The sequence below is a fragment of the Paucibacter sp. B51 genome (genome assembly GCF_027863535.1).
GTDB classification, from domain to species: domain Bacteria; phylum Pseudomonadota; class Gammaproteobacteria; order Burkholderiales; family Burkholderiaceae_C; genus Paucibacter_A; species Paucibacter_A aquatilis.
In genome coordinates this window covers 661,314-680,527 of record NZ_JAPIVN010000001.1, presented here as the reverse complement: position 1 = coordinate 680,527, position 19,214 = coordinate 661,314, and the positions used below count along the sequence as shown (strand labels likewise).

Sequence of the window (19,214 nt, the reverse complement as noted above, 5' to 3'; positions counted from 1 at the left end):
GGCGATCTTGGGGCGGCGCTGGCGTGGGCCTGCCGCCACGTGGCGGCATCAAGCCAGGGCTGAAGCGGCGGCAGCCATGGCCCGCACATCGGCCCGGGCCAGCTCCAGGCCCAGCAGGGCGCGCTTGCGCTGCGGGCCCCAGCGGTACTCGCCGAACTCCGCATTGGCGCGGATCACCCGGTGGCAGGGGATCAGGCAGGCAATCGGATTGGCCGCCACGCAGCTGGCCACCGCCCGCACCGCTTGCGGCGCGCCGGCCAGCCGCGCCAGCTGTGTGTAGCTCAAGACCTGACCCTCGGGGATCTGCAGCAGCGCCTGCCAGACCTTGAGCCGCAGCGGCGTGCCGCTGAGCGCCAGGCCGATGGGCTGGCGGGGCTGCAGGCCGGACAGGCGCCGCTGCAGCTCCTCGGCCAGCGGTCGCAGCGCGCTGTCATCGCGTTGCCAGACGGCCTGGGGCAGCTGCTGGGCCGCAGCCTCGGCCAGCGCCTCGGGGGATTCATCCTGCAAAAAGCTCAGCTGGTGCAGGCCGCGCGCGCTGGCCGCCAGCCAGACCGGGCCGAGCAGGCTGTCCACCACGCTCCACTGCATCTGCAAGCCCTGTCCGGCCTGCTTGAACTGGCCCGGCGTCATGCCGTCGACGCTGAGAAAGAGGTCGTGCAGGCGCGAGGGCCCTGAGAGCCCCGCCGCCAGGGCCGCGTCCAGCACCGGCTCGGCGGCGCGCAGGCTGGCCTTGGCCCGCTCCAGGGCCAGGGCCTGCTCGAACTCCTTGGGCGTGACGCCGGCCAGCTCGACAAAGCGGCGCTGGAAATGAAACAAGCTCATGCCCGCGGCCTCGGCCAGGGTTTGCAAGGGCACGGGGCCCTGGCTCAGTTGTTCCAGGGCCTGGCGGACACGGTCGTAGTGGGGGCGGTTCATGGCCTCAGTGTGCCGGGGGCCGCGGCGGGCGGCCACCCGCTTCTTGCGGCATCGCCCGTTCAGATCGCCGCAGCCGCATCGCCAGCATCTGCATCAGCCAGGCCCTGGGCCTCGGGTGCTTGCAAGGGCAGGCACAGGACGAAGCAGCAGCCCGGCCCGGGCGTGGGGTCCAGGCTGAGGCTGCCGCCGAGCAGGGAACTGACGATGTTGTGGCTGATGGACAGGCCCAGGCCGCTGCCGCCCTGGCCGAACTTGGTGGTGAAGAAAGGCTCGAAGATGCGCCCGGCATGGGCCGGGCTGATGCCCACGCCATCGTCGCGGAAGCGCAGCTCGGCGCGGCCGTCCTTCAGCAGCCGGGCGCTCAGCCGCATCAGGCCGCCGCGGCGGGCGCCGAAGCCGTGCAGCATGGCGTTGTTGACCAGATTGCTGAGCACCTGGCCCAGGGGGCCGGGAAAGCTGTTGAGCAGGATGCCCTCGGGCACGTCCAGCTCCAGCTTATGGCCTTGCTTGCGGATGCTGGCCTGCAGCGTGGCGGTGACCTGCTCGCAGAGCACGGCCAGGTCGAACAGGCGGCGCTGCTCGGCCGTGCGGTCCACGGCCACCTGCTTGAAGCTGGTGATCAGCTCGGCCGCGGTTTCCAGGCCCTGCATGATGAGCCGGGCAACCGAGCGGGTTTCACCCAGATAGGCCTCCAGCTCGCTGCGGCGCAGCTCCTTGCTGGCGGCGGCGCGCTCGATCTCCTGGGTGCGCTGGTCCAGGGTGCTGGCCATCAGCAGGCTGTTGCCCAGCGGGGTGTTCAGCTCGTGGGCGATGCCGGCCACCAGGGCGCCCAGGGCGGCCAGCTTCTCCTGCGCCACCAGCTGGCTTTGCGCCTGCTGCAGGCGGCGGTAGGCGATGGCGTTGTCCAGGGCGATGGCGGCAAAGGCATTGAGCGAGCGGAAGATCATGCGCTCATGCTCACCGTAAGCCTGGGCCTGGGGCGATTGCACGGTCACCACGCCCAGCAGGCGCTCCTGGATCAGCAGGGGCGCGAACATGGCGCTGAGCGTGCGCATGGTGCCGGGCACCTGGCTGGGGTCGCTGCCGTCTTCGGCCAGCTGGATGGACAGCTCGCGCCGCTCGCGCGCGCAGCGGGCGGCGTTGGAACTGGGGTTGTCGAGGGCGATGTGGTCGGGCGGCAGGGGCTGGCCGTCTTCTAGGCCGAAGACCGAATTGATGCCCTCGCCTTCCTCGTCCAGCAGGTAGATCTCGAAGCCGCGTGCATCGAGCAGGGCCGGGATGTGGCGGCTCAGCGCCGCGAAGATCGAGGCCATGTCCAGATGCCGGGTCAGCTCCAGGCCGATCTGGCCCAGCTTCTCCAGCGTGCTGCTGTTGCGCTGCATCAGGGCGGCGCGCTGGCGCTCGGCCTCGGCCAGCTGCTGCAGATGCTGGGCCTCGGTGCGGGCGTTCTCGTTGAGGTGATGCAGCTGCAAGGCCTCGACCCGGTCGGCCGAGCTGCGGCTGAGCATGCTGGCGCGCGCGCTGGCGGCCTGCTGGCTGGTCTCGAAGGCCTCGCGGTAGCGGCCCGTGCCGGCGTAGGCCAGGGCCAGCGCCTCCAGCAGCTCGGCGCTGTCCTTGTAGCCGGCGATGGATTTGGCCCGCTCGCGCGCCAGCTCCAGCTGCTGCACGGCCTGGGCCTGGCCGGCCGCCCCCTGCGATTGCTGGGCGATCTGGGCCAGCACCATGCGCAGCTCGACCTCGGCCTCGGCGGCGCCGCTGAGCTCGGCCACGGCCAGGTCCTCGCGCGCCATGGCTTCGGCGGCCTCGCAGTCGCCGAGCAGCAGCAGGGCGCGGGCATGGCCGCGCCGGGCATTGCGTTGCAGGTCGAGGTAGCCACCGGGGTGGGCTTGCAAGGCCTTGAAACAGTCCAGCGCCTTCTGACCTTCGCCCAGGTCCAGGGCCAGCAGGCCTTGGTAGCTCAGGCAGACCGCGTAATTGCGCGAATCGGGCTGCGGCGCAAAGATCTGCGTGCCCTCGTCGAGCAGGCTGCGTGCCAGCTCCAGCCGGCCCAGGCGGCGCAGGGTCTCGCCCATCTGCATCAGGCAGCCACCGAGGCTGGCCGACCAGCCTGAGGCGCGCGCCATCTGCAGGCCGCGCTCCATCCACTCCAGCGCCGATTCGGGGTCGTTCAGGTCGTTGAAAGCGCTGCCCAGATTGCCCAGGGTGTTGATGGTCTCGCGCACATAGCCGGCGTCCTGCAGCGGCTGGATCAGGCTGGAGAAACGCCGCACGGCCAGCTTCAGATCGCGTGCACGCAGGGCGCGGTAGCCCTGGTAGAGCTCGATCAGCACCGCCGCGCTGGCATGCAGACCGCTGAGATCGCTGGGGAAATGCTGGCCCCAGCGCAGCTCGGCGGCCTCGCGGTTCTGCAGGCCGGCGCTGCGCGCCAGGCTGCATTCGAAGATCCACTGGCGGGTGCGGTCGCCGCAGCGCTCGGCCCAGTCCACGGCCTGCTCCAGCGCGGCGCAGCTGGCGGCCATCTGGCCGGCGCCGCTGTGCAGCAGGGACTGCAGCCAGGCGCTGTCGGCACAGGCCAGCAGGTCTTGCGCGGCCTCGGCCTCGGCGCGCAGCACCCGGGCTTCGAACAGGCCCTCGGCAAAGCGGGCATAGAGGCGCAGCGCGTCCAGCCGGGTCAGGCGCAGGCGGCGCTGCAGGGCAGCGCGTGTGGCCTCGGGCAGCTCGGGCGTGTCGGCCATGGCCTGCTCGGCGGCTTCGGCCCGGGCCAGGGCTTGGGGCGTGTCGCGCTCGCGCTCATGCCAGGCCAGGGCCACCCGCAGGGCGCAGCGCTCGGCCGGCGGCAGGGCGGGCTGCTCCAGCTGGGCGCGCAGTTCGGCCAGCACGGCCTCCTGCTCGTAGAGCCGCAGCTCCGAGAGGATGGCTGCCGCGGCCGCTTCGCTCATGACAGGCGCTTCACCCCCGCCAGGCTGCAGCCGTAGACGGCGTTGCGCAGCGCAGCGATGGCCTCGTAGCGGGTGAAGGTCTTGCGCCAGGCCAGCACCACGCGGCGTGTGGGCACCGGCGGCGCAAAGGGCACGAAGCGCAGATGCGTGGGCGGCAGCAGGGGCACGCTGAGCGCCGGCACCACGGTCACCCCCATGCCCGAGGCCACCATGTGCTTGATGGTTTCGAGTGAGCTGCCTTCAAAACTCTTGCGTATGCCCTCGGCGTCGCTGCTGAAGCGGGCGAATTCGGGGCAGACTTCGAGCACATGGTCGCGGAAGCAATGACCGGCGCCGAGCAGCAGCATGGTCTCGCTCTTGAGCTCTTCGGCCGACACCGATTCGCGCCCGGCAAAGGGGTGGCTGGCCGGCACGGCGATCATGAAGTCTTCGTCGTAGAGCGGCGCCACGGCCAGGCCGGTGTCGGGGAAGGGTTCGGCCATGATGGCGCAGTCCAGCTCGCCAGTGCGCAGCATCTCCAGCAGCTTGACGGTGAAGTTCTCTTGCAGCATCAGCGGCATCTGCGGGTACTGCTCGATGACGTTCTTCACCAGCTCGGGCAGCAGATAGGGCGCGATGGTGTAGATCAGGCCCACGCGCAGGGCGCCGGCCAGGGGGTCTTTGCCGCGCTTGGCGATCTCGTGGATGGCACTGGCCTGCTCGATCACCGACTGGGCCTGGCGCACGATGTCTTCGCCCAGCGGCGTCACCTTGATCTCGTTGGCGCCGCGCTCGAAGATGCGCACGTCCAGCTCTTCCTCGAGCTTCTTGATGGCCACGCTGAGCGTGGGTTGGGACACGAAGCAGGCCTCGGCGGCGCGGCCGAAATGGCGTTCGCGGGCCACGGCAACGATGTAGCGCAACTCGGTCAGGGTCATGCAGGCCATCCTAACTGGAGCCCGCGGCTTGTGCCGGTGATTGGAAGCCCCAGCCTAGCGCAAACCCGGATACAGGCGGCTACACTGCGCGCCAATTGGGGCCTGGCTTTGCGGGCTCCGCCCCCACAGCCCCCGAGGAGCCGCCATGACCGAGCGCAAACCCATGACCTTGCAGCGCCTGCTGGACATGCATGCCAGCGGCGACAAGATCGCCATGCTGACTTGCTACGACGCCGCTTTCGCCACCCTGCTGGACGAAGCCGGCGTGGACGTGCTGCTGGTCGGCGATTCCCTGGGCAATGTGCTGCAGGGCCAGAGCAGCACCGTGCCGGTCTCGCTGGACGAGATGGTCTATCACACCCGCTGCGTCGCCCGCGGCCGCAAGAGCGCCTGGGTGATTGGCGATCTGCCCTTCGACAGCTACCAAAGCTCGCCCCAGGAAGCCTGGAAGAGTTCGGCCGCCCTGGTCAAGGCCGGCGCGCACATGGTCAAGCTCGAAGGCGGCGGCTGGACGGCGCCGGTGGTGCGCTTTCTGGTCGAGCGCGGCATCCCGGTTTGCGCCCATCTGGGCCTGACGCCGCAGACCGCCACCATGCTGGGTGGCTACAAGGTCCAGGGCCGCGAGGAAGCGGCCGCTGCGTTGATGAAGCAGCATGCGCGCGAGCTGGTCGAGGCCGGCGCACAGATGCTGGTGCTGGAGATGGTGCCCTCCGCCCTGGCGGCCGAGCTGACTCAGAGCCTGGGCATCCCGGTCATCGGCATCGGCGGCGGCGTGGCCTGCTCGGGCCAGGTGCTGGTGCTGCACGACATGCTGGACGTGACCCCGGGCCGCCGCCCGCGCTTCGTCAAGAACTTCATGCAGGGCGCGGCCTCGGTGCAGGACGCGGTGCTGCGCTACGTTGCCGCGGTCAAGGCCCAGACCTTCCCGCAGGACGATCTGCACGGCTACTGAAGCCCCGTTTTTCTCTTTTTGCCCGAACCCCATGCAAGTGATCCACACCATCGCCGAGTTGCGCCAGGTCCTGGCTGCGCAGCCGCGCCGCGCCTTCGTGCCCACCATGGGCAATCTGCACGACGGGCATCTCGATCTGGTGCGCCAGGGCCGTGCGGCCGTGGGCCCCGATGCCCTGGTGGTGGCCAGCATCTTCGTCAACCGCCTGCAGTTCGCGCCGCACGAGGACTTTGACCGTTACCCCCGCACCCTGGCGCGCGATGCCGAGCTGCTGCAGGGCGCCGGCTGCGACCTCGTCTTCGCGCCCGATGAGCGCGAGCTTTACCCCGAGCCGCAGGGCTACAAGGTCCACCCGCCGGCCGAGCTGGCCGACATCCTGGAAGGCCATTTCCGCCCGGGCTTTTTCATCGGCGTCTGCACCGTGGTGGCCAAGCTCTTCAACATCGTCCAGCCCAGCATGGCCCTGTTCGGCAAGAAGGACTACCAGCAGCTGATGGTGCTGCGCCGCATGGTGGCGCAGATGGCGCTGCCGATCGAGATCCGCGCCGGCGAGACCACGCGCAGCGCCGAGGGCCTGGCCCTGTCCTCGCGCAACGGCTACCTCAGCGAGGCCGAGAAGACCGAGGCCCTGCGCCTGAGCCGCACCCTGCGCGAGCTGATCACCCGCTGGCAGGCCGGCGCGCGCGATCTGGCTGCGCTGGAGGCCCAAGCCCTGCAAAGCCTGCGCGAAGCCGGCTGGCAGCCCGACTACCTGACCCTGCGCTGCCAGCATGACCTCAGCCCGGCCCGCGAGGGCCAGGCCCTGGTTGCCCTGGGCGCGGCCAAGCTGGGCGCGACCCGGCTGATCGACAATCTCGAGCTTTGACGGCCACGCCAGGCGCAAGCCCGGCCATCGACCGAGGTTGCCCGTGCTCCGGGCTCCCTCGGTTTTTTTGCGAGTGCGAAGAGTGGGATAATTTCCCACGACTGTTCGCGAGTCGCCCATTTTCGGCTTTTTGCGCCGCGGTGGCGCGGATACTGCGAGCGCTTCGAGGCAGTCCCTTTTGTTTTCTCTCCCCCTTTCAGCTTTCTGTTTTGAATTGAACCCAATCACGCAAGCGAGCCCCTGATGAACACCTCCCTGTCTTCCTCCACGACTCTGATGTCCGCCAAATCGGCCCTGACGGCCGCCAGCCTGGGCCTGATGGCTCTCTTGACCGCCTGCGGCGGTGGTTCTGACGGTGGCGATACGCCCGCGCCCAAGCCCAAGCCGAACCCGGTCACCACCCCGCCGACCACCACCTGCAGCGCCGCCGGTATCGCCGCCTCCAAGGCCAGCACCGCTGCCGCCACCGTCTGCATGCTGACCAGCAAGGGCGAGATCGTGGTCGAGTTGGAAACCGTCAAGGCGCCCATCACCACCGCCAACTTCCTGGCCTATGTGAAGAGCGGCTTCTACAAGGACACCATCTTCCACCGCGTGGTGCCGGGTTTTGTGGCGCAGGGCGGCGGCTTCGTCTCCGGCGGCGCGGCCAAGGCCGGCGCGCTGGCGCCCATCGCTCTGGAGAACCAGAACGGCCTGTCCAATCTGAAATACACCATCGCCATGGCCCGCACCAGCGCGGTCGATTCGGCCACCAGCCAGTTCTACTTCAACACCGTGGACAACAAGAGTCTGGACTACAGCTCCACCGTGGCCGGCAAGAACGGCTATGCCGTGTTCGGCCGCATCATTTCGGGCAAGGAGACCGTGGACGCCATCAATGCCGAGCCCCAGCTCTACACCGGCGCCGACATGACGGCGACCGAAGTGCTGCTTTACTGGGCCACACAGCTCAAATGAGCTGACTTTCACCCGCAAGGGTAAGAAGTTGTCAGCGCCGTCGGCGGCGCTGCGACCGAGCGCGTTGAGCAGACACCTTGTTCAGGAGTCTTGCCTCATGCGCTCTTTTGTTTTGCGCCTGGCCGCCGTGGCCACCCTGGTGACCTTGACCGCCTGCGGTGGCGGTGGCGGCGATGGCGACCACTACCGCCCGGACCCGATCCCCGTGCCGGTGCCCAATCCCAATCCGCGCCCCAATACCAACAGCTGCAGCAACGAGGGCCTGTCCAAATCGGCCCAGAGCCGCTACGCCACCGTCTGCATGCTGACCAGCAGCGGCGAGATCGTCTTCGAGCTCTACACCGAGTACGCGCCGGCCACCGTGGCCAATTTCCTGCGCTATGTGGCCGATGGCCATTTCAACAACACCTTGTTCCACCGCGTCGAGCGCGACTTTGTGATCCAGGGCGGTGGCTACACCAGCGGCATGTACGAGCGCCGCGCGACCTATGGGCCAGTGCCGCTGGAAAGCAACAACACCCTGGCCAATCTGCCCGGCACCCTGGCCATGGCGCGGCGCAGCGAGCCCAACAGCGCCACCAACCAGTTCTTCATCAATGTGAAAGACAATCCGGGCAATGACTACAAGAGCCCGACCCAGCCTGGTTACGCCGTGTTCGGACGGGTCATTTCCGGCATGGCCACGGTGGAGGCCATCAATGCCGTGCCCACCTACTACTACGCCGATGCCGATGTCTCGCGGCCGCGCCAGGAAGTGCTGATCTATTGGGTGCAAAGACTGCAGTAAGCCCCTCGCCGCCCGCGGCCCTGAGCCTGGCGCGCATGCGCCTGCAATGGAGCCGCGCCGAGTTGGCCGCCCTGCTGCGACGCTGGGCGGCCTTTCTCGCGGTGGTGGCCGCCGTGCTGGGCAGTTTCATCAGCACCCTGATCGGCTGGCCGGCCTTGCCCCTGTTCTGGGCCATGCAGGCCGACACGCCGGCTGCTCTCTCCCTCGCCGCGCTGCTGGGCCATGCGCTGCCCGGCCTCTTGCTGGCCTGGGGCTTGCGCGAGGCCTTGTTGCCGGCGCGCTGGATGCCGTTCGAGCGCGCGCTGCCGCTGCGGCGCACGGATATCTGGCGGGCCGATCTGAGCGTGCTGGCCCTGGCCCTGCTGCCCTGGGCCCTGCTCAACCTCATTTCTTTCGCCGCATGGCGAGCGGCCAGCCCGGCCTGGATGCAGGGCTTGTGGCTGCAGGCCTTGTTGGGCTTTGCCTTCTCCCTGCTGCTCTCGGCCGGGGGCGCGCTGGCCCTGATGCAGTGGCGCCGCCGCTCCGGGCGCCCGGCCCGGCGGGCAGCGGCGGCGGGCAAGGCCACCGGCCGCCAGACCGTCTCGACCTGGACCGCCTTGCTCTGGCTGCCGCTGTGGCGCGGCCCGGCGCGGCCGGTGCTGCATGGCTTGCTGGCTGCGCTGCTGGCTTTGCTGCTCTGCCTCGCCGCGGCCTGGCATTTCCCGGTTCATGCAGCCTGGGCGCTGGCCTTCTCCACTTTGCTGACCCAGGGCTTCTGCGCCCGGCTGCAAGCCCAGGCGCGGCAGTGCTACGCGCCGCTGCAGGCGGCCAGCGCCATGCTGCCTGTGTCACCCCAGGCCTGGTCTCTGCGCCTCTATGCCCTGGCCTTGCTGCCGGCGCTGCTGGCCTGGCTCAGCTGGGCGGTGCTGCTGGCGCTGGGCCCCTGGTTGCTGGGGCCGCGCGCCACGCCTGCTTTCTTTGTCGCCGCCCTTGCCGCGCCCGCCTTGGCGCTCTGGCGCCCCGAAAGCCTGAGCCCCGAGGCGCGCGCCGGCCGTTGGCTTTTGTCCTGGGGCATCTGGGTTGCCCTGGCCAGTGAAGTCATTGTCTGAAACCATGCCCGACGCTCCTCATCCCACCGATTTCCGCCTGCAGGTCCGCGCCCTGAGCTTTGCCTACCCCGGCCAGACGCGGCGCGTGGTCGACCTCTGGAGCCAGGACTTCGCCCCCGGCCTGGTCTGGCTGCGCGGGGCCAATGGCACGGGCAAATCCACCCGACTCAAGCTGCTGGCCGGTGCGCTCGCGCCGCAGTACGGCAGCGCCGAGCTGCAGGGCTGCGATCTCTTGCGGCAGCCCTTGGCTTACCGGCGCCAGGTCGCCTTCGTCGGCGCCGAGCCGCCGCCGTTTGAGCATCTGAGCCCGAGCGAATACTTCGGCTTTCTGAGTGGCTTGTATCCGCGCGCCGACGTGACGGACTGGCAGCAGCACATCGAGGGTTTCGGCCTGCAGCCTTTTCTGGGCCAGCCGCTGCGCAGCCTGTCCACCGGCACGCAGCACAAGGCCGCGCTGGCGGCGGCCCTGGCGCTGAACACGCCCTTGCTGCTGCTGGATGAGCCGCTCAACGCGCTCGATGCCGCCTCGCTTGCGCATCTGCGCCAGGTCCTGGCCCGGGCTGCCGAGGCCCGCGACCGCCTGCTGCTGCTGGTCAGCCATGAGGAGCTGGGTGTGGCGCCGAGCGCCAGCGTCGAACTCTCAGCCTGAGGGCTTGATCTGGGACAAGGCCGGAGCGGCCGGCGCTGGCTAGACTGCCGCGCCCCCGCCTTCCGCCCCGACCGAGCCCCGCCATGACGACGCCACCTCTTGCCGCCCCCGAACTGCTGCTGCCCGCGGGCGACCTGGAGCGCATGCGGGCGGCCTTTGATTTCGGCGCCGATGCGGTCTACGCGGGCCAGCCGCGCTACTCCCTGCGCGCGCGCAACAACGATTTCAAGCTCGAGAACCTGCAGATCGGCATTGCCGAGGCGCATGCGCGTGGCAAGAAGTTCCTGGTTGCCAGCAACATCCTGCCGCACAACGGCAAGCTCAAGAACTACCTGGCCGATATGGCGCCGGTGGTGGCGATGAAGCCCGACGCCCTGATCATGGCCGACCCCGGCCTGATCATGATGGTGCGCGAGCGCTGGCCCGATCTGCCCATCCACCTCTCCGTGCAGGCCAACACGGTCAACTACGCGGGTGTGAAGTTCTGGCAGAAGCAGGGATTGAAGCGAGTGATCCTCTCGCGCGAGCTGAGCCTGGACGAGGTGGCGCAGATCCGCCAGGAATGCCCGGACATGGAGCTCGAGGTCTTCGTCCACGGCGCCCTGTGCATTGCCTACTCGGGCCGCTGCCTCTTATCGGGTTACTTCAACCACCGCGATGCCAACCAGGGCACCTGCACCAATGCCTGCCGCTGGGATTACCAATTAGGCGCCGCCTTCGAAGACGAGGCCGGCCAGGCGCAGCCGATTCAGTTTGACTTTCACAAGGCCGTGCAGCAGGCCGATCAAGATTTCGCCGCGGCCGGCGGCACGGCTCGCCACCCGCTGGCCGACCGTACCTACCTGATTGAAGAATCGCAGCGCCCCGGCGAGCTCATGCCCATCCAGGAGGATGAGCATGGCACCTACATCATGAACTCCAAGGACCTGCGCGCGGTCGAGCATGTGCAGCGCCTGGTCGAGATCGGCGTCGACTCGCTCAAGATCGAGGGCCGCACCAAGAGCCGCTACTACGTCTCGCGCGCCGCCCAGGTCTACCGTCGCGCCATCGACGACGCCGTGGCCGGCCGGCCTTTCGACCCGGCCCTGCTGGGCGAGCTGGATGGCTTGTCCAACCGTGGCTATACCAGCGGCTTCTACCAGCGCCACCGCAGTCAGGACTTGCAGAACTACCTCGATGGCCACTCCAAGGCCCGGCGCAGCCAGTTCGTCGGCGAGGTGGGGCCGGTGGCGGCCGATGGTTGGGCGGCGATCGAGGTGAAGAACCGTTTTGCCGTCGGCGACCGGCTGGAGATCATCCACCCCAGCGGCAACCGCGAGATCACCGTGCAGGCCCTGCGCGGCCGCGAGGGCGAGCCGGTGCAGGCGGCGGCCGGCAATGGCGTGCAGGTCAGCCTGCAGCTGCCGGCCGAGCTTCAGGGCGCCTTGATCGCGCGCTTGCTGGAGCCGGGCGAGTTTGCCTAATTCCTAGCGTCCCACAGCGTGCAGCTGCGCGCCGTTGATGCTGTAGACCAAGCCATCGGGCCCGGCCACGGTGGGCGTGTAGGCCTGGCCGATGCCAGCGTTGAGCTTGACGCTTTCGCTGAAGCGGTTGTTGACGAAGTCCCAGCGGTAGAGCACGCCGTCCTCGTTGTTGACCAGGGCTGATTGGCCTTTGACATCGATCACCGCGGTGTTGACGCACCACTCGCGCACGCCGCCGGGCGTGTCGGCATCGGCGGTGGGACCGACGATGGTCAGCACCTCCTTCATCACCGTGACGCTTGCATTGATCGGGTCGGTCTGGCTGGCTTGCGGGTCCAGCACCGCCATCTTGTTCTGGCCGTCGCCGCTGCCGATGCCGTAGTAGTTGTTGTACTTGACCAGCAGCAGATAGCTGGAGGCGCCGGCATAGCTGGGCACGGCGCCGGCCGGCACGATGGAGGGCGTGTCATCCCAGCCGAAGGAGCCGGGGGTCTTGAGCTGGCTCAGATCGGCGTTGAAGTGCAAGAGCCAGCCGCGGCCGTTGTGATCGGTGCGGGTGTTCTCCAGCACGCCGTAGAAGACATCGCCATCTGGGCCCACGGTGGGCGAGGCGGTGGCGCTGTCGCTGAGGCGGGCCGGCAGATCGGTGGCCGGGTTGATCAAGCGCTGCTTGGCCTTGAGCGCCAGCGTGCTGGCGTCCAGGGCCAGCAGGTAACCGGTCTGCATGCTGGAGATGGCCGGGTCGCTGTTGACGGCGATGTAGAGCGTCTTCTCGTCTAGCGACAGGGCCGGCGCCGCGTTCATGGCGGTCTGGAACATGGCCGCGTCGCCGCTGAGTTCGGCGGCCGATTTCCAGATTGAAGTGCCATCAGCCGCCAGGCGCACGATGCCGCCCTTCAGGCCACCCGGCGCGCCGGCCTTGGCGGTGAAGCCGAAGAAGACCGTGCCCTGGCCGTCCAGGGTCAGCGGGGTGTTGATGCGCAGCTTGTCGCGGTAGTTGGCGCTGTCGGCCTCGAAGGCGGCATTGCCGTAGAAGGCCAGGGTTTGGACCGTGCCGCTGGCGCTGTCCCCGCCATCGCGGATCAGCAGCCGGCCGCCGGCCGCCGGGGCGAACAAGCGGCCCTTGACGTCCAGGGCGATATTCCAAGACGGCGTCCAGCTGCTGGCCGGCAGCAGGTAGTCGCTTTTCAGGGTCCAGAGCAGGCTGCCGTCGCTGGCCTTGCGGGCTTGCACCTCGAAATCACCGGCGCTCGTGGTCTTCACCGGCACCAGCACCGTGTTGCCGCCCGAAATCACCGGCGTGCCGTAGTGGATCAGCAGAAAACCACCGGCGCGGTAGGGCGGGGCCAGGTCCACCGGCGTGCTCCAGACGATGCGCTGCAGGGGCTGGGTGGCGATCCGCGTCTGCGCCTGGTGCTGGGCATTGCCGCCATAGCTGGCCCAGAAGGGCGGGCTGCCTGGGCTGGGGGCTGGGGGTGTGGGCGCAGGCGGGGTGGGGGCCGGTGGCGTGGGTGCAGGCGGAGTGGGTGCCGGAGGTGCGGGCGTGGGGCTGGGCGGCGGCACCGGTGCTTCGCCACCCCCACCGCCGCCACCGCAGGCCTGCAGCAGGCCAGCCAGGCTGGCGCCGAGCAGGATCTGGCGCCGCTGCGGGCGAGGGCAGGGGGCGGGCTCGACCAGGGGCTGGCGGTCGTTCGGCGTGCGGTCGGTCATGGTGGGCGCAGCGGGCAAGTCAAGATGAAAAGGGAGCGGAGGCCCGGCAAGGGCCGGCACTGCCGCAGGCCGAGCGGCCATGACAGGCATTGGACGCGGGGATGCGCCACCTGGCCCCGGGTGAATTCCCTAGTCAGCCCCTGGGGGGCCTAAGCTCGACAATCAGCAGCATGCATGCCGCTCAATCCTTCAACTCCTGGCTTCGGCAGCGCTCCGCGCTGGCGTTGAGCCTGGTCTTGTTGCTGGGCTTGTCTGCCTGCGGCGGAGGTGGCGGGGGTGGCGGGGGTGGAGCTTCGCCGACAGGCTCACCGACCGGGGCGGCCAGCAGCCCCGGCACGCCGGCCTCTTCGCCCTCCACCAGCAAGCCCTTGAGCTTGCAGGCCCAGCTGGGCGAGAAGATTTTTCACGACCGCAACCTCAGCGGCTCTGGCCGCATGTCCTGCGCCTCCTGCCACGACCCGGCCTTCTTCCACGGGCCGCCGAACACGCTGCCGGTGCAGGTGGGTGGCGCCTTCGAGACGGAGTTCGGCACCCGTGCTGCGCCTTCGCTGCGCTATCTGGAGACCTTGCCGGCCTTCAACGGCACGCCGCAAACCTTGGTGGCCGATCTGCGCGGCGGCCTGATGGCCGACGGCCGCGCCGACAACCTGGCCGCCCAGGCCAAGCTGCCCTGGTTTAACCCGCGCGAGATGGACAACGGCGATGCCGCCACCTTGGCGCGCAAACTGCGCGCTGCCGCCTACGCCAGTGACTTCGGCCGCGCCTTTCCGCCGGTCGCCGGCGCCTCGGCCCCGGACGACGACAGCCTGGTCACCCAGGCCAGCCAGGCCTTGCAGAGCTTTCAGGTCGAAGACCCACGCTTCCACCCCTACGACTCCAAGTTCGATTGGGTGCAGCAGGGGCGGGCGCAGTTCAGCAATGCCGAAGCGCGCGGCCTGCGTGCCTTCAATGACACCCAGCGCGGCCATTGCGCCAGCTGCCATCCCTCGTTCAGCCTGAACAATCAGCCCATCCATTTCACCAATTTTGCTTACGCGGCCCTGGCCGTGCCGCGCAACCGGGCGCTGCAAAGCACGGCCGATGCGACGGCCTTCGATCTGGGCCTGTGCCAATCACCCCATGCCGCCGTCAAGGGGCGCAACGAGACCTGTGGCTTCTTCCGAACCCCGGGCTTGCGCAATGTCGAGCACCGCCCGGTGTTCTTCCACAACGGCAGCTTCACCAGCCTGGAGCAGGTGCTGCGCTTTTACGCCACCCGCGACACCGACCCGGCGCAGTGGTACCCGACCGTGGCCGGCCAGTTGCAGCTCTACGACGATCTGCCGCTCGCTCTGCATGCCAATGTTGAGAGCAAGGCACCCTTCGGCCCGCGGCGGATGATGAGTGACGCGGACATCGCCGACATCCTGTGCTTTCTGCGCACGCTCACCGACGGCTACACCGGGCCGGCCACACCGCCTTCGCCCGGCTGCAATTGATCAGCAGCAGCTGATGGCCGGATCGCCCGAGTGCCCCGGGCGGCCATGCCTGGCAGCGCTGCAAGTCATTCGCATTGCGTATGGCGCCGCCGCAGCACCGGCGCTGCGGCCAGAATCGCCGCATGAACACCAGCAACAGCACGGGTCAGCCCGCCGCGCGGCCCCGGGTCTTGATCATCGGTTGCGGCTTCGGCGGCCTCGCCGCCACCCGCGCCCTGGCCGGGGCGCCGGTGGACATCACGGTGATCGACCGCAGCAACCACCATCTGTTTCAGCCCTTGCTCTACCAGGTGGCCACGGCCGGCCTGTCGGCGCCCTCGATTGCCGCGCCCATCCGCCACATGTTGCGCGGCCAGCGCAATGTGACCGTGCTGATGGTCGAGGTCTGCGGCATCGATCGCCAGCAAGGCCGCGTGCAGCTGAGCGATGGCCAGAGCCTGGGCTATGACTACCTGATCGTCGCCGCCGGCGCCACGCACAGCTATTTCGGCCGCGACGAGTGGGCCGCCCATGCGCCGGGGCTCAAGACGCTGCAAGACGCTTTTGCCCTGCGCGCCCGCGTGCTCAAGGCCTTCGAGCAGGCCGAGAGTTCACCCGACCCGGCGCAGCAGCGCGCCTGCCTGAGCTTTGTGGTCATCGGCGCCGGCCCCACTGGGGTCGAAATGGCCGGTACCCTGGCCGAGATCGCCCGCCACACGCTCAAGAACGAGTTCCGCCGCATCGACCCGGCCAGCGCCCGTGTGCTGCTGCTGGAGGGTTCACCGCGGGTGCTGCAAGCCTTGCCGCCCGAGCTCTCGGCCAAGGCGGAGGCGCAGCTGCGTGCCCTGGGTGTCGAGGTGCGCACCGGCTGCCGCGTCGTCGGCATCGATGCGGACGGGGTGGAGATGCAGACGGGGGAGGGCGCAGTGGCTGCAACAGAGCGCATCGCCGCCCGCACCGTGGTCTGGGCGGCCGGTGTGGCCGCCTCGCCCCTGGGCCGCATGCTGGACGTGCCGCTGGACCGCGCAGGTCGTGTGGTCGTTGACGGCCGGCTCAACATCCCCGGCCATCCGGAAGTCTTTGTCATCGGCGACCTGGCCGCCACCCAAAGCCGGCAGTCCGATGGCCGCACGCTCAAGCCCGTGCCCGGCGTCAGCCCGGCGGCCAAGCAGATGGGGGCTTACGCGGCAGCGCAGATCCTGCAATCGCTGCATCCACTGCAGGCGTCACAGGCTCAGGTCTTGCCGCCCTTGCCGGCCGATGCGCCCGGCGCATTTCGCTACCGCGACTACGGCGCCCTGGCCACCATCGGCCGCAAGGCGGCCGTGGCCGATCTGGGATTCGTCCAGTTCTCGGGTTACTTCGCCTGGCTGTTCTGGTTGTTCGTCCACATTTACTTTTTGATTGGCTTCCGCAACCGCCTGGTCGTGCTGATGGACTGGGCCTGGGCCTACTGGAGCTTCCAGCGCTATGCGCGTGTGGTGGCGGAGCCGGTGGACCCTGCGCCGTTGGCCTCGCCCTCGATCAAGCCTTGAGAAACTCCGCCTTCGAGCCCAGCCAGCGCGCCACCTGGCGCTGGGCGGCCTCGGGGTATTTGTCCAGCAGCTGGGGCGCCAGGCGGCGGGCGGCTTGCAGCAGCAGGGAGTCTTCCTGCAGGTCGGCAAAGCGTAGCAGCTCGGCGCCGCTCTGGCGGGCGCCCATGAACTCGCCGGGGCCGCGGATGTCCAGGTCGCGGCGGGCGATCTCGAAGCCGTCGTTGGTTTCGGCCATGGCGCGCAGGCGCGATTTGCCGGTGTCCGACAGCGGGCCGGTGTAGAGCAGCACGCAGACGCTGGCGACCGCGCCGCGGCCCACCCGGCCGCGCAGCTGGTGCAGCTGCGAGAGGCCGAAGCGCTCGGCATGCTCGATCACCATCAGGCTGGCATTGGGCACGTCCACGCCGACCTCGATCACGGTGGTGGCGACCAGCACGCTCATTTCGCCGCTGGAAAAGCGCGCCATCACGGCGGCCTTCTCGGCCGGCGGCATGCGGCCATGCAGCAGGCCGACCTCGAAGCCCGGCAGCGCGTCGACCAGTTCCGCATGGGTTTCGGTCGCGTTGTTCAGGTCCAGGGCCTCGCTCTCTTCGATCAGCGGGCAGACCCAGTAAACCTGGGCGCCGCCGGCCACCTCCTGGGCGATTTTCTCGATCACGTCCTGGCGTTTGCCATCGGCGAAGACCTTGGTGACGATGGGGGTGCGGCCCGGGGGTAACTCGTCAATCGTGCTGACCGCCAGGTCGGCGAAGTAGGTCATGGCCAGGGTGCGCGGGATGGGCGTGGCGCTCATCATCAGCATGTGCGGCTCCAGTTCCATCGACGCCAGCTTGCGCCGCAAAGCCAGACGCTGCGCCACGCCGAAGCGGTGCTGTTCGTCGATGATGGCCAGGCCGAGGCGGGCGAATGTGACCTTGTCTTCGATCACCGCATGGGTGCCGATCACCAACTGGGCCGCGCCGTTGGCCGCCGCGTCCAGCATCTTCTGGCGTGCCTTGCCTTTGACGCTGCCGGTCAGCCAGGCCACTTGCAGACCCAGAGGCTCCAGCCAGCCGATCAACTTCTTGAAGTGCTGCTCGGCCAGGATTTCGGTCGGCGCCATCAGCGCGCATTGCCAGCCGGCGTCGATAGCCACGGCCGCCGCCAGGGCCGCCACCACCGTCTTGCCCGAGCCCACATCGCCTTGGAGCAAGCGATGCATCGGCTGGCCCAGGGCCAGGTCTTGCGCGATCTCCTCGCTGACCCGCTGCTGCGCCCCGGTCAGACCGAAGGGCAGCACGGCCAGCAAGCGCTCGACCAGGCCGCCCGGCTTGGCGCGCAGGGCCGGTGCCTTCAGCAGGGCGCGCTCACGCTGGGCCTGCATCTGGCTGATCTGCTGGGCCAGCAATTCCTCGAACTTGAGCCGCTGCCAGGCCGGGTGGCTGTGGTCTTCCAGCGTGCCCAGGCGGGCCTGCGGCGGCGGGTGGTGCAGAAAGTTCAGCGCATCGCGCAGCGGCGGCAGGCTGCTGGGTACGGTGCCCTGGGGCAGCAGCTCGCGCAGATCGGCGCGCTGCAGGCCCGAGGCGATGGCGCGGCGCAGGTACGTTTGCGGCAGACCGGCGCTGGCCGGGTAGACGGGCGTCAGCGCCTCGGCCAGCGGTGTGTCGGGCTGCACGGCCTTGAAGGTCGGGTGCACCATCTCGCGGCCGAAGAAGCCGTGGCGCAGCTCGCCGCGCACGCGGATGCGCTGGCCCACGGCCATGCTTTTCTGGTGCGAGGGGTAAAAGTGGATGAAGCGCAGCAGCAGATCGCCGGTCTCGTCTTCCAGCCGCACCAGCAGCACGCGCCGGCCGCGCGTCTCGATGCGGCATTCGATCACCTCGCCCTCGCATTGCACGGTGTCGCCTTCGCGCGTGCGGCCGATGGGCGTGATCTGGGTCTCGTCCTCGTAGCGCAGCGGCAGGTGCAGGGCCAGGTCGATGTCGCGCAACAGGCCCAGCTTCTCCATGGCCTTCTGCGGCGCGGACTTGGGCTTGGGGGCGGCCGCAGATGCAGCAGCCGTTGCAGCAGTGGCAGGCGAGGAACGAGGAGGCTGAGGGGCCGAAGCAGGCATGGGCGGGATTTTGCCCTGCGGGCGAAGTTCGAAACCCGGCCGGGGCGTCGAGCTGGTGCGGGGCGCTGGCATCTGCATGTTCAAGCCTCTTCGGAGCTCATGACCGGCAACATAATGGTGTTTTCGTTCGGTGCCACGGGCCGCCATCCAGCCCTGGGGTCCGCAGGCTCTGCGTGCGACACGACTACTGTATGGATATCCAGTTTATCAGCAAGATCGTCAGCCCGATGTGCCGCAGCCAGGATGCTTGCGAGAGCGCGGCCGCGCGTTCGGCCACGAGGCGGTTCGGGTGAGCGCCAGGCACCCCGATCGCCAGGACGAGCTGCAGGCCATCGTGCGCAGTTCGCCTTGGCTGATGCGGGCGCTCCATGCCGCCCGTGATCTGGGTCTGCGCCAGTGGTGCATCGGCGCCGGGGCGCTGCGCAATCGGGTCTGGGACCATCTGCATGGCCACACCGAGCCTTCGCGTCTGGCCGATGTGGACCTGGTCTATTTCGATCCCGAGGAGCCTCCGGGCTTGGAGGCGAGGCATCAGGCGGCCCTGGCGCGCGACTGTCCGGATCTGCCCTGGGAGCTGACGAACCAGGCCCATGTGCATCTCTGGTTCGAGTCCTGCTTCGGCCATGCCGTGGCACCGCTGCGCTCGCTTCAGGACGCGGTCGCCTCCTGGCCCGAGTTCGCGACCGCGGTGGCCGTGCGCCTGGAGACCGACGACACGCTGACCGTGATCGCCCCCTACGGCCTGGACGACCTGTTTGCCATGCGCATTCGCCGCAACCCGGCGCGGGTCAGTGTCAAGACCTTTCGCCAGCGGGTGGCGCAGAAGCAGTATGTGCAACGGTGGCCGCGGGTGCAGATCGAGGATGCGGAATGAGCCCGCTTCAGCCC

General features: G+C 69.0%; 15 protein-coding genes. 10 read left to right on the top strand and 5 right to left on the bottom strand.

Features of this window, described 5'->3' with window-relative positions; translation table 11 throughout:
* Window positions 1-48 precede the first annotated feature (48 nt).
* Genes OOB33_RS02910 through OOB33_RS02900 form a run of 3 tightly spaced genes read right to left on the bottom strand, consistent with a single transcriptional unit; the run spans window position 49 to window position 4,771 of the window.
* The gene (locus OOB33_RS02910) at window positions 49-915 is read right to left on the bottom strand and encodes a methylated-DNA--[protein]-cysteine S-methyltransferase (RefSeq protein ID WP_271007588.1); all 867 of its coding nucleotides are present in this window, start codon (window positions 913-915) and stop codon (window positions 49-51) included.
* A 59-nt stretch (window positions 916-974) separates the two neighbouring features.
* Complete coding sequence (locus OOB33_RS02905; RefSeq protein ID WP_271007587.1) at window positions 975-3,854, bottom strand: ATP-binding protein; 2,880 nt, start codon at window positions 3,852-3,854, stop codon at window positions 975-977.
* On the bottom strand, window positions 3,851-4,771 hold the full coding sequence (locus tag OOB33_RS02900; protein ID WP_102769705.1) for a hydrogen peroxide-inducible genes activator: 921 nt from the start codon (window positions 4,769-4,771) through the stop codon (window positions 3,851-3,853). The genes OOB33_RS02905 and OOB33_RS02900 overlap by 4 nt, the downstream gene beginning before the upstream one ends.
* Before the next feature lie 145 nt (window positions 4,772-4,916).
* Between OOB33_RS02900 and panB the strand changes: the two genes are divergently transcribed.
* The 7 genes from panB to trhP all read left to right on the top strand — a co-directional run bounded on the left by panB (window position 4,917) and on the right by trhP (window position 11,532).
* Window positions 4,917-5,723 carry a 3-methyl-2-oxobutanoate hydroxymethyltransferase gene (gene panB / locus OOB33_RS02895; protein ID WP_271007586.1) on the top strand — a complete coding sequence of 269 codons (807 nt, stop codon included), beginning with the start codon at window positions 4,917-4,919 and terminating at the stop codon, window positions 5,721-5,723.
* Between the two features lie 31 nt (window positions 5,724-5,754).
* Window positions 5,755-6,588 carry a pantoate--beta-alanine ligase gene (panC, locus tag OOB33_RS02890; protein ID WP_271007585.1) on the top strand — a complete coding sequence of 278 codons (834 nt, stop codon included), beginning with the start codon at window positions 5,755-5,757 and terminating at the stop codon, window positions 6,586-6,588.
* 243 nt (window positions 6,589-6,831) lie between these two features.
* A complete protein-coding gene (locus tag OOB33_RS02885; RefSeq protein ID WP_243392837.1) occupies window positions 6,832-7,545 on the top strand; it encodes a peptidylprolyl isomerase in 714 nt (237 codons plus the stop codon).
* 97 nt (window positions 7,546-7,642) lie between these two features.
* Window positions 7,643-8,332, top strand: a complete 690-nt coding sequence (locus tag OOB33_RS02880) for a peptidylprolyl isomerase (RefSeq protein ID WP_102768961.1) — start codon at window positions 7,643-7,645, stop codon at window positions 8,330-8,332.
* Between the two features lie 35 nt (window positions 8,333-8,367).
* Window positions 8,368-9,420, top strand: a complete 1,053-nt coding sequence (locus tag OOB33_RS02875; protein WP_271007584.1) for a hypothetical protein — start codon at window positions 8,368-8,370, stop codon at window positions 9,418-9,420.
* A gap of 4 nt (window positions 9,421-9,424) precedes the next feature.
* On the top strand, window positions 9,425-10,069 hold the full coding sequence (locus tag OOB33_RS02870; protein WP_271007583.1) for an ABC transporter ATP-binding protein: 645 nt from the start codon (window positions 9,425-9,427) through the stop codon (window positions 10,067-10,069).
* Window positions 10,070-10,152: 83 nt separating this feature from the next.
* Window positions 10,153-11,532, top strand: coding sequence for a prephenate-dependent tRNA uridine(34) hydroxylase TrhP (gene trhP / locus OOB33_RS02865; protein ID WP_271007582.1), 1,380 nt, complete (start codon window positions 10,153-10,155; stop codon window positions 11,530-11,532).
* 3 nt (window positions 11,533-11,535) lie between these two features.
* On the opposite strand, the gene OOB33_RS02860 is transcribed toward trhP, so the two are convergent.
* Window positions 11,536-13,242, bottom strand: a complete 1,707-nt coding sequence (locus OOB33_RS02860) for a hypothetical protein (protein WP_271007581.1) — start codon at window positions 13,240-13,242, stop codon at window positions 11,536-11,538.
* 170 nt (window positions 13,243-13,412) lie between these two features.
* Between OOB33_RS02860 and OOB33_RS02855 the strand changes: the two genes are divergently transcribed.
* Together OOB33_RS02855 and OOB33_RS02850 are read left to right on the top strand one after the other, a co-directional pair.
* On the top strand, window positions 13,413-14,720 hold the full coding sequence (locus tag OOB33_RS02855; RefSeq protein ID WP_271007580.1) for a cytochrome-c peroxidase: 1,308 nt from the start codon (window positions 13,413-13,415) through the stop codon (window positions 14,718-14,720).
* A gap of 122 nt (window positions 14,721-14,842) precedes the next feature.
* Window positions 14,843-16,234 carry an NAD(P)/FAD-dependent oxidoreductase gene (locus OOB33_RS02850; RefSeq protein ID WP_271007579.1) on the top strand — a complete coding sequence of 464 codons (1,392 nt, stop codon included), beginning with the start codon at window positions 14,843-14,845 and terminating at the stop codon, window positions 16,232-16,234.
* Here the strand turns inward: OOB33_RS02850 and recG are convergent.
* Entirely contained in the window at window positions 16,224-18,221 is a 1,998-nt protein-coding gene (gene recG / locus OOB33_RS02845; protein ID WP_271007578.1) for an ATP-dependent DNA helicase RecG, read from the bottom strand. The two genes, OOB33_RS02850 and recG, sit on opposite strands and share 11 nt — an antisense overlap.
* Window positions 18,222-18,615: 394 nt before the next feature.
* On the opposite strand from recG, the gene OOB33_RS02840 reads away from it, so the two are divergent.
* Window positions 18,616-19,200 (top strand): nucleotidyltransferase family protein, encoded by a 585-nt coding sequence (locus OOB33_RS02840; RefSeq protein WP_333780311.1) that lies wholly within the window; start codon window positions 18,616-18,618, stop codon window positions 19,198-19,200.
* Window positions 19,201-19,214: the final 14 nt, after the last annotated feature.

What these genes read in the sequence shown, in the direction of transcription:
- trhP (WP_271007582.1), top strand. Translation starts at nt 10,153, where the DNA reads ATGACGACGCCACCTCTTGCCGCCCCCGAACTGCTGCTGCCCGCGGGC.
- panC (WP_271007585.1), top strand. Translation starts at nt 5,755, where the DNA reads ATGCAAGTGATCCACACCATCGCCGAGTTGCGCCAGGTCCTGGCTGCG.
- OOB33_RS02880 (WP_102768961.1), top strand. Translation starts at nt 7,643, where the DNA reads ATGCGCTCTTTTGTTTTGCGCCTGGCCGCCGTGGCCACCCTGGTGACC.
- OOB33_RS02860 (WP_271007581.1), bottom strand. Translation starts at nt 13,242, where the DNA reads ATGACCGACCGCACGCCGAACGACCGCCAGCCCCTGGTCGAGCCCGCC.
- OOB33_RS02900 (WP_102769705.1), bottom strand. Translation starts at nt 4,771, where the DNA reads ATGACCCTGACCGAGTTGCGCTACATCGTTGCCGTGGCCCGCGAACGC.
- OOB33_RS02905 (WP_271007587.1), bottom strand. Translation starts at nt 3,854, where the DNA reads ATGAGCGAAGCGGCCGCGGCAGCCATCCTCTCGGAGCTGCGGCTCTAC.
- OOB33_RS02875 (WP_271007584.1), top strand. Translation starts at nt 8,368, where the DNA reads ATGCGCCTGCAATGGAGCCGCGCCGAGTTGGCCGCCCTGCTGCGACGC.
- OOB33_RS02855 (WP_271007580.1), top strand. Translation starts at nt 13,413, where the DNA reads ATGCATGCCGCTCAATCCTTCAACTCCTGGCTTCGGCAGCGCTCCGCG.
- OOB33_RS02870 (WP_271007583.1), top strand. Translation starts at nt 9,425, where the DNA reads ATGCCCGACGCTCCTCATCCCACCGATTTCCGCCTGCAGGTCCGCGCC.
- panB (WP_271007586.1), top strand. Translation starts at nt 4,917, where the DNA reads ATGACCGAGCGCAAACCCATGACCTTGCAGCGCCTGCTGGACATGCAT.
- OOB33_RS02885 (WP_243392837.1), top strand. Translation starts at nt 6,832, where the DNA reads ATGAACACCTCCCTGTCTTCCTCCACGACTCTGATGTCCGCCAAATCG.
- OOB33_RS02910 (WP_271007588.1), bottom strand. Translation starts at nt 915, where the DNA reads ATGAACCGCCCCCACTACGACCGTGTCCGCCAGGCCCTGGAACAACTG.
- recG (WP_271007578.1), bottom strand. Translation starts at nt 18,221, where the DNA reads ATGGAGAAGCTGGGCCTGTTGCGCGACATCGACCTGGCCCTGCACCTG.
- OOB33_RS02850 (WP_271007579.1), top strand. Translation starts at nt 14,843, where the DNA reads ATGAACACCAGCAACAGCACGGGTCAGCCCGCCGCGCGGCCCCGGGTC.